The 18,216-nt window shown below is 64.6% G+C and carries 11 protein-coding genes; 7 read left to right on the top strand and 4 right to left on the bottom strand.

Annotated elements, in window-relative coordinates; genetic code table 11:
* Nucleotides 1-43: 43 nt before the first annotated feature.
* From ACXHGZ_RS08775 to ACXHGZ_RS08760, 4 genes are all read right to left on the bottom strand, one after another.
* Nucleotides 44-4,633: an NEL-type E3 ubiquitin ligase domain-containing protein gene (locus tag ACXHGZ_RS08775; protein WP_480463362.1), complete on the bottom strand. Its 4,590-nt coding sequence runs from the start codon at nt 4,631-4,633 to the stop codon at nt 44-46.
* 86 nt (nt 4,634-4,719) lie between these two features.
* Nucleotides 4,720-9,264: an NEL-type E3 ubiquitin ligase domain-containing protein gene (locus ACXHGZ_RS08770; protein ID WP_480463361.1), complete on the bottom strand. Its 4,545-nt coding sequence runs from the start codon at nt 9,262-9,264 to the stop codon at nt 4,720-4,722.
* Between the two features lie 78 nt (nt 9,265-9,342).
* The gene (locus ACXHGZ_RS08765; RefSeq protein WP_480464018.1) at nt 9,343-11,703 is read right to left on the bottom strand and encodes a DNA polymerase II; all 2,361 of its coding nucleotides are present in this window, start codon (nt 11,701-11,703) and stop codon (nt 9,343-9,345) included.
* 101 nt (nt 11,704-11,804) lie between these two features.
* Nucleotides 11,805-12,725 (bottom strand): LysR substrate-binding domain-containing protein, encoded by a 921-nt coding sequence (locus ACXHGZ_RS08760; RefSeq protein WP_480463360.1) that lies wholly within the window; start codon nt 12,723-12,725, stop codon nt 11,805-11,807.
* Nucleotides 12,726-12,881: 156 nt separating this feature from the next.
* Between ACXHGZ_RS08760 and ACXHGZ_RS08755 the strand changes: the two genes are divergently transcribed.
* From ACXHGZ_RS08755 to ACXHGZ_RS08725, 7 genes are all read left to right on the top strand, one after another.
* Complete coding sequence (locus ACXHGZ_RS08755; protein ID WP_480463358.1) at nt 12,882-13,658, top strand: YqcI/YcgG family protein; 777 nt, start codon at nt 12,882-12,884, stop codon at nt 13,656-13,658.
* A 2-nt stretch (nt 13,659-13,660) separates the two neighbouring features.
* A complete protein-coding gene (locus tag ACXHGZ_RS08750; RefSeq protein ID WP_480463357.1) occupies nt 13,661-14,293 on the top strand; it encodes a LysE family translocator in 633 nt (210 codons plus the stop codon).
* A gap of 40 nt (nt 14,294-14,333) precedes the next feature.
* Entirely contained in the window at nt 14,334-15,428 is a 1,095-nt protein-coding gene (locus ACXHGZ_RS08745; RefSeq protein ID WP_084857963.1) for an SGNH/GDSL hydrolase family protein, read from the top strand.
* A 177-nt stretch (nt 15,429-15,605) separates the two neighbouring features.
* Entirely contained in the window at nt 15,606-16,283 is a 678-nt protein-coding gene (locus ACXHGZ_RS08740) for an SEL1-like repeat protein (RefSeq protein WP_480463355.1), read from the top strand.
* A gap of 89 nt (nt 16,284-16,372) precedes the next feature.
* Complete coding sequence (locus ACXHGZ_RS08735; RefSeq protein WP_084857961.1) at nt 16,373-17,074, top strand: AzlC family ABC transporter permease; 702 nt, start codon at nt 16,373-16,375, stop codon at nt 17,072-17,074.
* Nucleotides 17,071-17,385 (top strand): AzlD domain-containing protein, encoded by a 315-nt coding sequence (locus ACXHGZ_RS08730; RefSeq protein ID WP_084857960.1) that lies wholly within the window; start codon nt 17,071-17,073, stop codon nt 17,383-17,385. The genes ACXHGZ_RS08735 and ACXHGZ_RS08730 overlap by 4 nt, the downstream gene beginning before the upstream one ends.
* A complete protein-coding gene (locus tag ACXHGZ_RS08725) occupies nt 17,382-18,215 on the top strand; it encodes a helix-turn-helix domain-containing protein (RefSeq protein WP_480463353.1) in 834 nt (277 codons plus the stop codon). Before ACXHGZ_RS08730 ends, ACXHGZ_RS08725 begins: the two co-directional genes overlap by 4 nt.
* The last annotated feature ends 1 nt before the right edge of the window (nt 18,216 follow it).

Below are 18,216 nucleotides of genomic sequence, written 5' to 3'. Positions count from 1 at the left end.
CAGCGCAAAGGGAAAAGCGGACACCGCAACGGCCTCAAGGCCGCTATCGCACAGGGACGGAGGCCTCGTCGAACACCGTTTCCAGGGCTTGGCGTGTCAGCACCTTGAGCTTGTCGTTCTCGGCCAGGCGTTGCGCCTCGCCGAGGTCAGCGATCCTGGCCAATCGCTCGGCCTCCGGCACTTGATGATCGGCCATCAAATGTTCGATTCGCGGGCTGTAGGTGGCATCGAGCTCGGCGAATGCCTCGGCGTGAGCGCTGCGCAGGTACGTACGCCAGAAATCGCGGGCAACCAGCGAATCCCGAAGCCTGTCTTGCTCACGTTCCCCATCCAGCACCCAGGCGCGCGCCCGGGCGATCTGCGACTGCCCTACCCGGGCCAGTTCGCCGAACTGCATGCTACTCGTCTGAATGGGTAGGTCCAGGTCAATGCGCAACGCCAGACGATAGGCCAGCACGACCTCGATCTCGTCCGGTTCCTGCCCTGCGGCCAGGCGTTCCACTACGTCCTGCCTGGCAAAACTGTCGAGCGCATCCAGCCGCGATAGCTGCCTGCCGAGACGGAGCAAGGCGATACCCCGCTGACGGCCGGTCGCGTTGCGTTCGGCCTGCCAGACGAGCCGGCGCACTTCAAGATCGCTGAAACACAAGGCAACGCTGTCCACGCAGGTGAAGTCCGAAGCCGCACTGAACAGAAGATCACGCAAGGCCGGATGCTCATACATGCCGGCCAACATGTCGAGCAACCGCCTCGCCAGGCTCGATGCGCCTATCGGGCTGCGGAACTCGGCAGTCCCGAGCATCGCCTGGAGCAACTGGAAAAACGGCTCGGCCCGCGGCTCGGCTTCCAGCAAGGCCCACAAGCTGGCCAGCTCATCGCGGTCCTGACTGTCCACGGCATCGAGCCAGCGCGTGCGTGCGGGGATCGGATCATCCGGTGTCAGCCGCGGCGCCCTGGGGGCTTGCAGCGCGGCCCGGAAACGCTGCGTCTGCGCCTCGGTGAAAGGGTTGCCATTAACGCGAACCTCACCTTCTCGCCACACGCGAGCGTCGAAGAAGGTGGTCGGCAATGTAGTGATCTGGTTGTTGGAGAGGTCGAGCGTGCGTAGTTGCTGGCACTCCAAAACGCCGTACGGAAGCTCCCGCAGGCCGGTATTGCGCAGGTGCAGCTCGACCAGGTCGGGCATCGCATGAACCGAAAATGTACGCCCCAGCGGGTTATGCGAAAGGTTCAGGTAAACCAGCGACTCACAATTGGCCAGGATCGTGGATTGCCCTGGGTCCAAGGCGATCTGGTTGCCGTAGAGATCCAGGAATCGCAGATTCGGCAGTTGGGTCAGGTGCAGGGGTATCCGGGTCAGGTTGTTGCTCGAAAGCTCAAGCAACCTCACGTTGGGAAAAGCTTGCAGGAACTCATCCAGCACAGCTTCGAGGGACATACCTCGCAAGGACAGCGCGGTGACATGGCTCAAACGCACCTGCTCCGGCAATGCCGGCAATATGCGAGGCTCGGCACCAGCCTGGCTCCACCAATAATGCTCGATCAATGCCGGCTCGTCCGGTTGGTCAGGCAACCTGCGCTGCCAGCAATCGAGCAACCCTTTGCCGAAGAAATGGCGTTGTTCCGCCTCGGTGTCATCACGGGCATTACTAATCCAGGCGTTCAAATCGCGAATCAGTAAACGATACTCTGCCTCCAGCCGCGTCAGGACGGTATCGATGCCACCTGGCTGTTCGGCCTGCTGGCTCAGCCAGAGCGTGACCTGGGCATCGTTGTAGCTGGGGTACAGGTTACGCAGCCTGGCCCGCAACGATTGCGCCCTTGGCCCGCGCCCGCTGAGCGGGTAGCCGATGCGACCGTCGGCCAGGCGCTGCGGAGGCTGGAACCAGCCTCGAGGGCCATTGTCGCCCAGCAGTTGCGCCAGCTCTTCGCGTCGGGATACAGCCAGGCGGCCTATCATCACCCGCAGGTTATGGGCCATCGGTTCATTGATCGCCATGGCGGCACGCTGTGCCGGTGTATAGGCCGCGGCGAGCACATCGAACAACTCGCCAGGCTCGCCCTCGGCCATGCCATCGGCGTCGAACCGGCAAAACCGGCCATCGACATGAACCAGGTCCAATGCTGTGGCGCCCTCTTCCATTTGCGCCAGCAAGGGCCCATTCACACGCTGTTCGAACAAGCGCCAGCGTATGCCCTCGGTACCACCGGGAAGATGTTTGAGCATGCCCAGAACCACGCGCGCCAGGTCCGAATCCTGCGGAACATCCAGGTACAAAGCCTCACAGGCCCGTGCCACACGGATGCGCAGGACGCGGCGCCTGGCAGCCTCGGCCAGGTGCAACGGCACCCGTGAGCTCTCCTCCAGACGCTGACGGTCAGCGGCGCTCGCCGTATCCAGTAACGCCTGTGCGCTGCGCGGATGCAGCCTGGGGAACATTCGGCGCAAGGCCGCGACCTGCACGCTGTCGGGCGCGTGAAGCGTATCCTGGAACTGCTGCAGCAGCGCCCGGCGCTGGTCGGTGACCCGTCGCGCCAATGCCAGGTCGTCGATATCGCCAGCCCCCGGCAGTCGCCTGGCCTGCTGCAGCAACGGCACATCCGTCACAGGTTGGCCAGCACGCAATTGGCCGATCAAGGTACGGATGCGCTGGTCCAGCTGGATACGCTCCACGCTGTCCACGACCTCCGCTTCCGGTGCCTGGCCGTAAACATGCCAAGCACGCAGCTCGTCCTCCCCCAGGCCATGGAAGCTCAGGACCTGGTCGATCTGCTCACCGTCCAGTTCAGCGAAGCGGCCGCCCAGGCGCCGGAACAGGTAATGGCTACCCGCCCATTGAACCGGCTGCTCCGTCCAGAGCCGCCAGGCGCCCGCACCGTTATGGCGCAACAAGGGGCCGTGGCCTTCCTGTGGCAGGAGCTGCCACTGGCCGTCGTCGATACGCTGCACGACTGGAAAGTACTGGCCTTGCATCTGGACCCAGGATTGCCCCTCCAGGCGCTGGATGCCGGCAGCGTCACCCAGCGCTGTCGGCGGTGGCGAGGCACTGCTAAACGACGAAACATCTTCTTTCCACAGTTTCACCGAGCCATCCTCGAGCAGCGCCGGCAGCATGCTGTCTACCAAGGTCGAGCGCGACCAGGCCCGCTGTGCCAGGCCCACACCTGCCGCGGAGGCACCGAGCACAGCCAGGTCGGTGGCGACATTCAGCAAATGGTCGAGGGCATCGCTGCTTTCGCCTTGGCGCCAGGCATCGATGCCATGATAGGCCTCCCCCAGCAGTGCCCAGGTACTGGCGGCCAACAATCCAATGCCGATGCCCGGTACGAACAAGCCTGCGAGGGTCAACAGCGCCCAGCCTTCGGCCTTCAGCCGCAGCTCATGCTTGCGCTGGATCTCGCGATCGAGCTGCGCGGTCGGCACTGCGATCAGGCTGGCATCATCCTTGAGCTGCTCAACCCGGCCCTGCCCGAGGCTGGCGAACAGCTCTGCAGGGTAGTCCCGCAGACGTTCGCCCAGATCGATGTTGGCCAGGTCCGACACGCCGCGGTAGCCCGTGATGACGGCGTGGAAGAATTCATGGCTGTCGCGGCGGCGCACGAAGCGTGCAAAGGCGCGCTGGTAGGTCGGCGTGCGCAGGCGTTTGCCCAGGGCATTGGCGAAATGGCGCAGGTCTTTGTACGAGCCCCAGGCACCCTGCGGGTCTGCGGGGATATACACCAATACCCGGTTGACGGTGTTGTAGACAGCCCCTTGATCGAACACTTCGATCACCACGATCTGCTCCAGGTCAACGCCCAACAGCTGCAGGCGGCGGGCCTTGAACGGTTTGCCATCGAACTGCCTGGGCCTGCGCAACAGGCACAGAGCGACCAGAAACTGGTATTCGGTATCGGACAACGCGCCTTGCATATGGGCCACGCAGGCATCGACCAGCATGGCGTAGCGCTGCGCACGAGCCAGCAGCGTGGCGGCAGCCACGGGTTCCTCCTTGCTTGGCTGCAATACCTCATCGAGGTGCCGCTGATACTGGCCGCCCAGGTCCAGGTCACGGCACAGGGCTGCGAATGCCTGGGGCGTCGGCGTGGCCTGGGCCGTGCCTGCCGGGTCGACCAGGCCGTTGCCCGGCGCCTGCAAATCGGTCTTGCCATCGCTGCTGAACAGATTCGCCAAGGCCTGTTGGAGCCTGGCCAATACACCGCCTTGCGCAGGGGCCTCCACGGGTTTGGCCTCGGCCTCGGTGAAGTTGCGTAGCGCTGCCTCGACCAGGGACACCCGCTCATAACGCGCCTCGCTCAGGTGGCTGCCTACGGGCTGGCTGCCGATCACCGGCTCCCAATAGCCCAAGCGAAACTGCCACTGGCGGGCTGGGTAATCAGCGTTGAACTTGACCTTCAAGGCCGTCTCCAGCTTGCTCACGGCGAAGGCGTCGATGTGTTGAAGCTGCCCGAGCCGTGCCTGCGCACGCTCCTGGTGGTACAGGTTCAGTGTCATCGCATCCTTGAGCACCTCGAGTTGATCGGCTGGGGCCAAGCACAACCAGGCGGGCAATCGCTTGGCGATGATCCCGTCCTGATGCGCCTGGTCATGGTTCCTGTCAGTCGAGGGGCGATCTGGCTCACGCGCGTCCATGGTGCATTCGTCTCTGTGAAATGGAGACGCCAGCGTAGGCAGCGCACGCGCGCCCTGGGCACTAGATAACTATGCCTCACACCACATCACCGGACGTCGATTGCTGTGTCCGCGCAAGCCGCCTCCAGCGCTTCGCTGGTCAAGCGCCGCATCAGGTAGCGCTCATCGGCCTTCTGGAGCTGGTGCGCACGACGGATCTTCGCCTCGACCTGCTCCACCAGGGCCTGCCGGTCAGTGGGTGACGCGTCCTCGCGGGCCTGGGCCGCCTCCAGACGGGCGATCAAGCGCTCCAGGCGTTCATGATGAGGCGCGTTGAGCGTGCTGAACGCCTCCTGGTGCGCTTGCGCCAGGTGTTCCTGCCAGAACGTCTGGTCCACCATCCAATCGGTCAGGACCTGGTGCTCTTCGCCTGCCAGTACCGCGCTGCGGATTCGCTCGACCTGCGAAGGATCGATACGTGAGCTCCACGGGTATTCCATTTCGCTGTCGTGCACCGGCAAGTCCAAAGGCCCCCGCAGGGCAAGGTAATAGCCCAGTTCCACCTCGATGGGATCGGCTGGCGTACGCGCCGCGTCGAGAGCATGTATGTAATGACTGACCCGTTTCGTGACCTGGTCCATCCGCCACAGCTGGCGCCCCAGGCGCAGCAGGGCGTCCTGTTGACGGGCCGGTGGCGTCTGTGCACGTGTGCGCGCGGCCATCACCCGCACCTCCAGGTTGATAAAGCGCCAGAGCACGCTGTCCTGGCACGTCAGGGCATCGTCGGCGTGGGCGAACAGCTCTTCACGCAATGCGGCGTCGTCCCGCAGGCCGCGCAAGAGGTTGGACACCCGTATGGCCAACTGCTGTGGCTGGGTTCGAAACGCCTGCGTGTCCAACAGCCGTCGCAGCAGTTCCATGATGCCTTGCGAACCCTCCATTGCATCGATCACGCGCCATGTCTGGAGCAGTTCGTCCCGATGCCGCGGCGGGGCCGCATCGCGCCAGCGCCGTGCATGGATGTTTTGCTGTTCGAGGTCTTGAGCCTGTTCCCTCAGGGCCACGGCATCGGCCTGGGCCAGGGGGTTGCCGGCCAGCCGCAGCCGATGGCGTAGCCAGAGCGGCGCCTGGTAGAGCGCCTGGGGCAACTGGACGATGCGGTTATCGCTCAGGTCGGCATGCTCCAGGGCCTGGCATTCGAGCAACCCGGGCGGCAACTGGGTGATCTGGGTATGGCGCATCAACAGCCTGTGCAGCCGCGCGAAGCCCACCAACGAGAACGTATGGCCCAGCGGGTTATAGGACAGGTTGATGCATTCAAGGTAGGTACACCGTGACAACTCCGCGGCCTGCCCGGCATCGAGCACGATCTGGTTGCCGTACAGGTCCAGCTCTCGCAGTTGCGGCATCTGCGCCAGCCGCGGCGGCAGGCGGTTGAGCTGGTTGTTGGCGATCTGCAGGATGCCCAGGCGTGGGAAAGCCTGCAGGAAACCCGCCGGTACACGCTCCAGGCCCATGCCGATGATCGACAGCTCGATCACGTGGGAGAAACTGCGCTCGGGCAGCTCCGGCAGGTGGCCGGGTTGGTGGTTGTTCAGTACCAGCCTGGCCTCGGTGGCCTGCACGGCCATTGGCAGGCCATCGCCGATCCGCTGCCAGCACGCCAGCAGCTGCGCCATGATGGCTCGCCGGTCCGACCGGGTGCGGCGGTCCCTGGCGATGTCCACCCACTCCGCCAGGGATCGCTGCAAGGTTCGCAACTGCTCGCGCAGCGCCCCAAGTTCGACCACCAGATCCCTTCCCGCCCGTTGCAGGTCCAGCGCCCAGGTGGTGATCTGCTCTTCGGTGTAACCGGGGTAGACCCGCCGCAGTTCCATCTGCAAGGTCCAGGGCACCAGCCCTTGGCCAACATGGCGAGGCCGCCTTCCCCCCAACGGGTAGCCAAGGCGCCCATCAACCTGACGCAAGGGGGCACGCATCTCGATGCTCGAGCGCGACACGCCCAGCAGGCGCAGGGTTTGTTCGCGCCGTTGGAGGGCCTGGCGCGCCAACAGTACCCGCAGGTTGTGATCGAACGGATCATGGATGCCCATGGCATCGCGTTGGTCGACCCGATACGCCTGGGCCATCACCTCGAACAGCTCGCCGGTTTCACCTTGCACCTGCCCTTGGGCATCGAGCAGGATGAACCTGCCATGCACATGAACCAGGTCGAAGGCAGTCGACCCCTGCGGCACCCTGAACAGCAAAGGCCCGTTCGAATAGCTTTCGAACAGCCGCCAGCGTATCCCCTTGGCGGCGCCGGGCAGATGTTCGAGCATGCCCAACACCACTCGGGCCAGGTCGGCATTCTGGGGCGTATCGAGGTGGAAGGCTTCGAACACCCGCACCGCCCGCACCCGTAGCATGCGAGCCCGAGCGGCTTCAGACAGGCGCAAGGAGACGCGTCCACTGTCCAGCAGCCGCTCACGATCCACGGCACAAGCTTGCTCGATCACAGCCTGTGCGGCGCGCCGGTGCAAGCTGGGGAATACCTTGCGCAACGCACGGGTCTCGGCGGTATCGCTGTCCTGGGCACTGTCGTACAGGCGCTCGAGCAATAGCCTGCGATCGTCCCACGCCCGCTCGGCGAGTGCCTGGTCCGACAAGCCGTTCGCACCAGGAAGCTGCCTGGCATGCTGCAACACGCCCTGGTCCGACACCGGCTCACCGGAGCGCAGTTGGCCGATCACCACGCGAATACGCAGGTCCAGGCGCACACGCAGGACACTGTCCACCAACTCGGCGTCCGGGGCCAACCCCCTGACATGCAAGCCGCGCAGGTAGTCGCCATCGATCGCGTGGATGAGCATCAGCTGGTCGATCTGCTCGTCGTCCAGCTCACGGAACCGACCGCCGAAACGGCGGAACAGGCCATACGCATCCGACCATAGGGCAGGCTGCTCCGAACTCAGGCGCCAGGCCCCGGCGCCGTTGTGCGCCAACAAGGGCGCATGGCCCTGACGAGGGCGCAGGCACCATTGACCCTCGACGGTACGCTGCACCGAATAGTAGTACCCATCCATCTCGACCCAGGCCCACTCCCCGCGGCGGTACACCCCCTGTGGGTCACGGGCAGCGTCTGGCGGCGGTGGTGGGCTGCGAAACGGTGCCAGGTCATGGTCCCAGAACTTGACGGTACCGTTCTCCAGGTACGCCGGAACCAGGCTGTCGACCCTGCTCGAGCGCGCCCAGGCCCGACTGGCCGCGCCCAATGCTGCAGTGGTGGCGCCGATCAACGCCACGTCCTTGGCCACGTTCATGATGTGGTCCAGCGCCAGGGCGTCATCACCTTCGCGCCAGGCTTCGACCCCCAGGACAACGTCCTCCAGCAACTCCCAGGCCGTGCTGGCCAGCAACAGCGCCCCCAGCGCGGGCACGAACAGCCCAGCCAGCCCGACCAGGAACCACCCACCGGCGATCAAACGTTCGTCGTGCGCTTGCTGCAGAGCCAGGTCCAGCTGCGCCACCGGCGTGGCGATCACGGCTGCGTCGTCCTTGATCTTCTCGATGCCCAAGCGTGCCAGGCTGTCGAACAACGGCAACGGGTAGGCGCTCATGTGCTCCTGCAGGTCCAGGTTGGCCCAGACCGGCAGGTCTCGGTAGCCGGGAGTCACGGTTGCGTAGAAGGCCTGGCTGTGGCGCTGGCGCACGAAACGGGCGAAGAACGCCTGGTACTCCGTCGTGCGCAGGCGCCGGCCCAGTTCGTTGGCGGCATGACGCAGGCTTGGAAAGGCGCTCCAGGCGCCGTTCGGGTCTTCCGGGACATTCAGCAGGACGCGCCGGGTGGTGTTGCGAATCACGCCCTGCTCGATCACATCCAGTACCAGGATCCGCTCCAGCGGGCACCCCAGCAGGCTCAGTTGCTTGGCGACCACTCGATGCCCCTGCAAAAGCCCAGGCTTGCCATGCCGGCAGAGCCCGACGATCAACTCCAGCTCCTGCTCCGTCACATGCCCCTGGAGCCTGGCCTGGTAGGCTTCGACCAGCATGTCCTGGCGCGACGATTGCGCCAGCAGCCAGGCGCCGTCGCCCTCGGCATCGGCTGCCTGCGCTGTCAGCACCTGCGCGAGATGCCGTTGGTACTCAGCTCCGAGGTCCAGTTCACGGCACAAACCGGCAAACTCGATCGCCGAAGGCGGCTTCAGCTTGCCAGCGCGGGGGTGGGCCAAGCGGTTGCCTGGCGCCTGGGTACCTGGCAGGGACTCGTCCCGGGTGAAGTTGCGAAGCGCCGCCTCCAACAACGGCATGTCCTTGTAGTCCCATGTCGTCAAGTGAGCACCCACAGGCTGCGTATTGATCACCGGTTGGGCGATACCCCGGATGAACCTCCACTGCCTGACGTCGAACTTCGCCCGGTAGCGCTGGTGCAATGCGGTTTCCAGGCGCGACAGGACGAACCGGTCCAGCGGCTCGATCCGTTTGAGCATCCTATCGACCTGATGGCGCAGCCGCAGGCTTTCGCCCAACGCCTGGCCGAGGGCGGTCAATTGTCCGGCCGTGGCCTGGCGAATCCAGCCTGGCAAGCATTGCCCGATGAGGCTGTCCTGAACGGCCTGTTCGAGGCAGGTCAGCTTCGCATCGGTGTCGGCAACGTTGTCGCTGCTGTCCATAGTCATGTCTCCCGGGAGCAAAGCCATGAGGCTATGAGCTCAAGGAGACAGGTAGCCCCTAGATAGCTACCACCAGGTTCAGAAGAGCAACAACTGGCGATCGGTCAGGGCGTTGAATTCATCGCCCACGAACGGCAGGATGGCATCGGCCACAGGCTGCAACTGACGTGACAGGTAGTGCTCATGGTCGATCGGCGACTGCCGGTTTTCCAACGGCTCCGGGCCGGAGGTGGTCATCACGTAGCTGATCCAGCCACCATTCTGGTATTGCAACGGCCGGCCCAGGCGCAGGTTGTATTCATCGGCCAGCCGCGCAGCACGTACGTGGGGCGGCACATTGCGCTGGTAGTCGCGCAAAGGCCTGCGTAGGCGCTTGCGGTACACCAGCAGCGCATCCTGCTCCCCGGCCAGGGTACGCCGCACATAGTCGCGCACGTAGTCGCGGTAGGGCTGGCCACGGAAGATCCGCCCATACAGCTGCTGCTGGAATTCCCGGGCCAGGGGCGACCAGTCGGTGCGCACCGACTCCAGGCCCTTGTAGACCACGTCTTCGCGCCCATCGGCGCGCTGCACCAGGCCGGCATAGCGTTTCTTGCTGCCTTCTTCCGTACCGCGGATGGTGGGCATCAAGAAGCGTCGGTAATGGGTTTCGAACTGTAATTCCAGCGCACTGTGCAGGCCCAGGCTGGCCTCCAGGTGCTCGCGCCACCACTGGTTGACCTGCGCGACCAGCGCGTGGCCGATGCGTGCCGCCGATGCCTCGTCATGGGCCCCCTTGAGCCAGACGAAGGTGGAGTCGGTATCGCCATAGATCACGTCGTAGCCCTGGGCTTCGATCAACTGCCGGGTCTGGCGCATGATCTGATGCCCGCGCATCGTGATCGACGAGGCCAGCCGCGGGTCGAAGAAACGGCAGCCACTGGAGCCAAGCACGCCGTAGAAGGCGTTCATGATGATCTTCAGGGCCTGGGCCAAGGGCACGTTGCCCGCGCGCTTGGCCGCCTCCCTCCCCTGCCAGACCCGCTCGACGATCGCCGGCAGGCCGTGCCGGGTACGGGAGAACCGGGCGCCGCGAAAACCTTCGACCGAATGGGCATCGTCCGGTTGGCCCAGCCCTTCCACCAGCCCCACCGGGTCGATCAGGAAGGTGCGGATGATCGAGGGATACAGGCTCTTATAGTCGAGCACCAGTACCGAGTCGTACAGGCCTGGGCGCGAGTCCATGACGAAGCCACCGGGGCTGGCTTCGTCGGGCCTGCTGCCCAGGTTGGGCGCGACGTACCCCAAGCGGTGCATCGGCGGGATGTACAGGTGGCAGAACGCGGCTACCGAGCCCCCGCTGCGGTCCACTGCAAGGCCCGTGACAGTCGAACGCTCGAGGAGGAATTCCAGCAGCTTCGTATGGGCGAAGATCCGCGTCACCAGTTCGCAGTCCTTGAGGTTGTAGCGGGCCAGGGCCGGCTTGTCCTCGGCGAACATGCGGTTGATTTCGTCCATGCGCTGGTAGGGCGTGTCGATGGCCTTGCCCTCGCCCAGCAACGTCTGGGCGACGCTTTCCAGGCTGAACGAGGGGAAGCTCCAGGTGGCCGAGCGCAGCGCCTCGATGCCGTCGATCAGCAAGCGGCCCGGGGCATCGGCGAATACATGGCTGCGGCTGCCGTGGGCGCGCAGGGCCAGTGGCGCGCCGTTACGCCCCAATGCCAGCGGCACCTTCAGTTGCGTGGCGAGCTCGTGCAGCAGGCGCAGGTCGAACTGCACCAGGCTCCAGCCGATGATCGCATCGGGGTCATAGCGGGCCAGCCAGCGGTTGAGGCATTCGAACAACTGGGCGCGGTCGTCGCAGTACTGCAGGTCGAAATCCACTGCGCCGGCATCGCCATTGGCCGGCCCGAGCATGTAGACCTGGCGCTGGCCGCAGCCTTCAAGGGCGATGCTGTAGAGCTCGCCGCGCTCGCTGGTTTCGATGTCCAGCGACACCAGTCGCAACGTGGGGCGGTAGTCCGGCAGGGGTTTGAGCTGGGCATTGCAGAGCACGCCCTGGGCATCGGACTGGCCGCTGAACTGCACCGGGGCGGTGATGAACCGCTCCATCAGGTAGCGCTCCGGGGGCCGGATGTCCGCTTCGAAGACGTCGATGCCCGCAGCCCGCAAGCGCTGTTCGAGCTGGATCAGCTGACGGTGCTGGCGGCAATACAGGCCCAGCACGGGGCGCTGCTCGAAATCGCGCAGGCCCAGCGGGCGCAACTCGACACCCGGCTCAGCGCCCACCAGTGCCTGTGCACGCGCAGCCTGCTCTGCCGGGATGAAGGCCACCGAGACCTGCGGCGCCAAGCGCAGCTGGCGCGGCCCTTGGTCGGTGGCGAGCCAGAACTCCACGCAGGTGCCTTCGGGCGTATCGTGCCAGTGTCGGGTGAGGACAAAGCCCTGCTGCAACTCCACCGCGTCGACCTCGAATCGTTTTTTCGTTGAGTGAAGGTGCATTCTACCGCTGTATGGGGATGGCCTGTTCGACCCCATGGGCCTCGTTGCGGGGGCAGGCATCACCCATAGAGGTAGTCGATGTCCTTGTAGGCCAACGGCGGTACCTGGCCGAGCAGGAAATCACGCAGACGCTGCATCTGGCGTGCCTTGGGGCTGGCCTTGAGCCAGGTCATGTAGTAACCGTCGCCTGTGGCCACGGCATGCTTGAAGGGCGTCACCAGCCGGCCGGCGGCCAGGTCGGCACTGGCCAGCACCAGGTCGACCACCGAGATGCCCAGGCCTTGCTGGGCCGCGGAAATGCCCTGGTCGAGCGTATCGAACACCTGGCCCTGGTCGATGCTGATTTCCAGCGCGTCCATCCGTGCCAGCCAGCGGCGCCAGTCGCGACGGTCCGGCGAGGGATGCAGCAGTTCGCAGCGCTCGAGCACAGCGAGATCCGACACTTGATCCTGCAGGTAATCGGGGTGGCACACCGGAATCAACCACTCATCGAACAGCTTGAGCCCCTCGACATCGGCCGGGAAACGGCCATTGCCCAGCAGGATGGCACAGTCGTAGGGCTCGGAATAGAAATCCACCGTGTCGATGTCCATCCACACGCTCGACAGCTGCACGCTACAGCTGTTGTCGACCTTCTTGAAACCGTCCAGCGCCCGGAGCAGCCAGCGAACCGTCAATGTAGAAGGTGCCTTCAGGCGCAGGCCGTAGCGGTCCTGGCGCAGCAATGAACAGGCATTCTCGATGATCTTGAAGCCGACCTTAAGCTCCTGGGCCAGCAATCGACCGTGCTCGGTGAGGCGCAGCTTGGGGCCGCGACGTTCGAACAGGTCACAGCCGAACAGGGCTTCAAGGGTCTTGACGTGATGACTGACAGCGCCCTGGGTCAAGGACAGCTCCTCGGCCGCCCGGGTGAAGGAGCCGTAGCGTGAGGCGACCTCGAAAGCGCGCAGGGCATGAAGTGCGGGGATCCGTTCCGACATCGAGCCATCCAAAGTATGAGTGAGACTAATAGTAGGTCACAGCACCACCCGTTTTACAACCTTGGTGGGTTCTTCGAAAATGCTCTTAAACAATAAATATTCATAGGAAACCGCGTAGAACTCGCGGTCAATTTCATTGAAATACCTGGGGAACACATGTTTACGGGTTATGGAAACTGCTATCGCCTGGATGCGCTAGAGCTGGCCGCCGAACATATCCAGAATCATCCACATTGGACGCATACCGCCATCGAACAATTTCGTACCTTCCTCGCCGCTCCCGATTTTCCTTGCCTGTTTGGACGCAAGGCGGTGGCAACCGCGACTTGCCATGTGGTCTTCGCCCGGGCCGGCGAATGGGCCACCGACATCGCCCGGGGGCTGGCCGGCTATGTCCGCATGCTCGAGCCGATCCCGCTCAAACAGCGCATCGGCATGCCACTGCTGGCATTCCTCGAAACCGACGCCAGCAGCACCTTGGCCGAGCAACAGGCCCTGGCGTGGCAGGTGCTGCAGGATGTGCACCGTCTCGACCCGCTGCCCTGGCCCGCCGGGGTACCCCAGGATCCCCATGACCCCAACTGGTCGTTCTGCTTCGCCGACATGCCGTTGTTCATCAACATGAACTTCCCTGCGCACCGGCAGATGAAAAGCCGCAACCTGGGCGACCACATCGCCTTCGTCATCAACCCCCGGGAGAGCTTCGACGAGGTGGCCAGCGCCGCCACCGAAAGCGGGCGACGCATTCGCTCGCGGATCCGCGACCGGGTACGCCACTACAACGACGGCATCGTCCCGGATACCCTGGGCTTCTTCGGCCAGGGCGACAACTTCGAATGGCGTCAATACCAGCTTCAGGAACCCGGCTCGCTGAACCCTGCGCGCTGCCCGTTCCATGCCCATGCAACAGCCGATACCCTGATCGAGAACTGAACGTGAATACCGCACTCGCCGCCACCTATGCCCTCACCGTCCTGCTGCTGATCGCCACGCCCGGCCCGGTCGTGGCGCTGGTCGTCAACACCGCAGCCGCCTCCGGCCCGCGCAAGGCCCTGTTCACCGCGCTGGGCACCAACTGGGCCTCCCTGGTACTCATCGGTGCCGCCGCCTGGATCATCATGACCAGCGCCGCGGTCGACAAGGCCTGGCTCAGCGGCCTGAGCCTGCTGGGGTGCCTGTTCATCGGCTACATCGCCGTCGCCACCTTGCGCGAAGCGCTGCAGGCGCCCGCTGCGCAAACAGCGGCGGATACGCCCGAACAACCGGGGCGAGGTGGCTTGCTGCAGGGCTTCATGGTGGGTATTTCCAACCCCAAGGACATCATCTTCTTCATTTCCTTCTTCCCGCAGTTCATCCAGATCACCGAGTCCTTCGGCAAGAGCATGGTGGTGTTGTCGCTGCTGTGGATCCTCATCGATTTCGCCGTGCTCAGCCTGTACATCTTCGCCATCGGCAAGATCGCCTCGCAGCGCAGCAACCGCCTGATCACCCTGGCCTCCGGCGTTGCCCTGCTGCTGATCGCCATCGCCGGCCTTGCCTACAACATCAAGGAACTGGCCTCCATCTGAGCCGCGCCGTTGCCGAGCCTGGAGTGCCAAAGGAGCGCCCATGAGACCGATCGACCACGCCACGAACGTCCAGGGCAGCCCTCTTCCCCTGCAACAGGACTACCAGCGCTTCCTGTTGCTGGGCAGCCGCCGCGCGCCCCACACGCTGTACATGCATGAACGCGGCTATCGCTCCGGCACCATCAATACCGACAGCCTGGGCATGCGCTACAGCCACTGCGGCGAAAAGCGCTTTTCGGTGGCCGAGCACCATGGCACGAAGCGGGTCAACCTGTTGGTGGGCGGTTCCACCACACTGGGCATCGGCGCCAGTTCCGACGAACACACGGTGGCCTCCTACCTGTCGGCACTCACCGGCGAGGTCTGGCTGAGCCTGGCCGGCTGCGGGCTGAATGCTACCCAGGAGCTGTTGATGTTCCTTACCCACCAGCATCGGTTTGGCGAAATCGGCCATGTGGTGGTGCTCAGCGGCCTGAATACCCTGGCCCATGAGGCTTTGGACGAAGTCTTCGCCTGCGAACAGGGCCAGGAACAGGCATTGTCCTACCTGGGCCTGCTCAACAGTTTCAACGAAGGCGTGCAGCACACCGAAGCGCCTCGCAGCTCATCGCTCTGGCAGCGCCTGGGCCAGGCCCTGGCCCCTCGCCGCCACCCCTCCCCACCCAATTGGACGCTGTCTGCCCCCGACAAGCGCCTGGCCCGTGCGGCCGAGACCATCGGCCGCACCCTACGGCAATGGGATCGTCTGCTGGCCGACGGCCATGCAACCCTCACCTTCATTCTCCAGCCCTTGTTGCCCTGGTGCCGCGACAGTTTGCCCGCCGCCGAGCAAGGCATGCTCGATACCCTGCAACGACAGCCGACCAATTTCGACCGGCTGTTGGCCGACGTGTTCGACAGCGAACTGCACATGGCCTTCTTCCGTCGGATCAAGGCCCAGGCCGAATCCGTGCCCTGCTACGACATGAACTGCATGCTGAGTAGTTCCCCGGTGTTCAGCGAAGCGCTGTTCGTCGATCGCCTGCATTTCAACGATCTGGGCAACAATGCCCTGGCCAAGGTAATCACCGCGAAACTCGGGCTGGCCCAGGAAAAACAGGCCAATCGCAAGGCGACGACCATCAAGCTCGTCTGACAAAGCAGGAATGCTCTTTCAGACTGCCCTTCGGGGTGGCTAGAATACGACGTTGTCGCTCCTGATTCGCTTGAGGCACGTGTGTAACGCCATGACCATCGAAGCTGCCCCGCTGTACCTGGTCGCCAGCCTTGGCCGACCTGCCTGCGAGACCCGCCCGTGAATCGTGCTGTCTTCTTGTCGCCATTGCTCCTGGCCGCGCTTGCGCAAAGTGCCCAGGCACTGGACGTGCAGATCGACCCACACGCCGACCTGCTCTATCGCCAGGCCCTGCCCCTGCTCGAACAGGCCGACAGCCAGGACGACGCCCCCAGCCCGCTGCGCACTGCCATAGGCAGCGACCCGGAGCTCAGCCGCCAAGGCCAGGCTCTGGCTCGTACCCTGCCCACGGCTGTCGCCTTGCTGAAAAAATCAGTGGCACTTGGCCACCCGGTAGCCCAATACCGCCTGGCCTTGTACTACATGACCTACCTGCCCGCCACGCAGATCCCGGACGCCGCCTGCCCTCTGCTGGAGGCCAGCCTGCAACAGGGCTTCGCCCCGCCAGCCCCGGCAATCGCCACCTGGTGCCCACCGTACAATGCCAGCCCCGCGTACCGCCAGGCACTGGAGGCGATCCCCGGTATGGCCACCCTGTATGCGCCCTACTACCCACAGCCTGCCGTTCGCTTGGCTTGCAACCGCAGCCAGCCGCAAGGCCTGGAGATGCAATGGGGGCGACAGCGTGACTACCAGGCCGAGGTGTACCGCCTGCTCGGCGAGCTTGACCCGCAGCGTCGGCAGCTGTTGTTGCAAAAGGCCGTCGAGATCAACGGTTGTGCGGCTGCCCAACAGCGCCTGACCAGCCATCGCTGATCGAATGGCCCAGGGGTAGCAAGAACGTTCAAGCCTCCCCTCTCGTCCTCTGGCATGCTGGTTATCCCTGTCGATTCATAGTCACCATCATGCCCTGCAACCCACCCGTAGCCCGTCAAGCCTTTCTCCACGGCGCCCTTGCCATCCTGCCGCTGTCTCTGGCCGTCGCCCCCTGGGGCCTGCTGGCCGGCTCCATGGCCATCGAAGCCAACCTCAGCGCGTGGGAGGGCCAAGGGCTGTCTGCCATCGTCTTCGCCGGCGCCGCGCAATTGGTGGCGATCGGCATGCTCAAGGGCGGTGCGAACCTGTTCTCGATCCTGCTCACCACCTTGCTGCTGACCTCCCAACACCTGCTCTATGGCCTGTCCATGCGCCCGGTGCTTTCCAACCAGCCGCTGCGCTGGCGCCTGGGGCTGGGCTTTTTGTTGACCGATGAGTTCTTCGCCCTGACCAGCCGCTATGACCAGCAACAGTTCAACCGTTGGTATGCCTTGGGGGTCGGGCTGACGTTCTATGTGGCCTGGAACCTGTTCACGCTCGCCGGCATCCTGCTTGGGCAGAACATTCCGCATCTGGATCAACTGGGCCTGGATTTTTCCATCGTCGCCACCTTCGTCGCACTGATCGCGCCCCTGGTACGCAACCTGCCCACCGTGGTGTGCGTGGCCGTATCGCTGTTCTGTTCGGTGCTGTTCAGCTACTGGCACTGGGAAACTGCCCTGGTGGTCGCGGGCCTGCTGGGCATGAGCGCCGGCTTCGCCTGCCAGAAGCTCGGAGCAGGCCGCCCATGACCTGGTTGCTGATCTTCGCCATGGGCCTGGTGGTATTTCTCAACCGCTACGCCTTCCTCGAACCGCGCCTGCCCTTGCGTCTGAGCTCCAATGCCCGGCAGTTCCTGGGCTTCGCCGTGCCAGGCATGCTGACGGCCATCTGTGGGCCGATCATCTTCCTGCCCGGCCACCAGCTCGATCTGAGCCTGGCCAACCCATACCTGCTGGGGTCGCTGGTGGCGATCGCCCTGGTGTTGTTGACCCGCAGCGTATTGCTGAGCATGCTGGCCAGCATGGCGATCTTCTTCCTCCTACGTAGTTGGCTGGCATGAACACGCCCCTGCGCGAACAGACCCACCTCTGGCAGGCCCCGGCGCTGGGCGATGTGGAAATGCTGCACGCGCGGTATTTCCAGCAGCGCTTCGCCCCGCATGTACACGAAGGCTACGTGTTCACCGTGATCGAGTCCGGCGCCCAGCGCTTCTGGCATCGCGGCAGCGAGCACCTGGCGCCGGTGGGCAGCATGGTGCTGATCAACCCGGACGAGCTGCACACCGGAGCCACCGCCCACGAAGCGGGCTGGCGCTACCGCGGCTTCTACCCCGAGCATGAACGGGTCACCGGTGTGCTGGAGGAACTGGAGCTGGGTCGGCATGGCATGCCGCACTTCAAGGCCAGCGTCATCCAGGACCCAACGCTGGCCACCCTGTTCAGCCAGTTGCACCAACGCTCCGAAAACGGTGCCAGTGCCCTGGAGCAACAGACCGCCTGGCGCCAGGCCGTACTGGCCCTGGTGCAGCGCCACGGCCACTGCGCCCAGCCTCCCACGCCGGGCAACGAACCCCTGGCGGTGGCACGGGCCCGTGAGCTGCTGGAAAGCCAGCTGGCCGATCCACCCTCGCTGGAAGCCCTGGCAGCAGCCGTGAACCTTTCGCCCTTCCACTTCGCCCGGGTATTCCGCCAGGCCACCGGCCTGCCTCCCCACGCCTGGCTCAAGCAACGTCGCCTGGCCCGCGCCCGCGAATACCTCAAGAGCGGCCTGCCCGCCTCGGAAGTGGCCTTTGCCTTGGGCTTTGCCGACCAGAGCCACCTGAGCCGTCAGTTCAAGCAGGCCTATGGCGTGACGCCGGGGGCTTATCGGCAGGCGTGTCGCTTTGTGTAGG

Source organism: Pseudomonas shiyinii (assembly GCF_056725765.1).
Note: the sequence above shows the minus strand (reverse complement) of the source record. Positions and strands in the feature narration are given on the sequence as shown.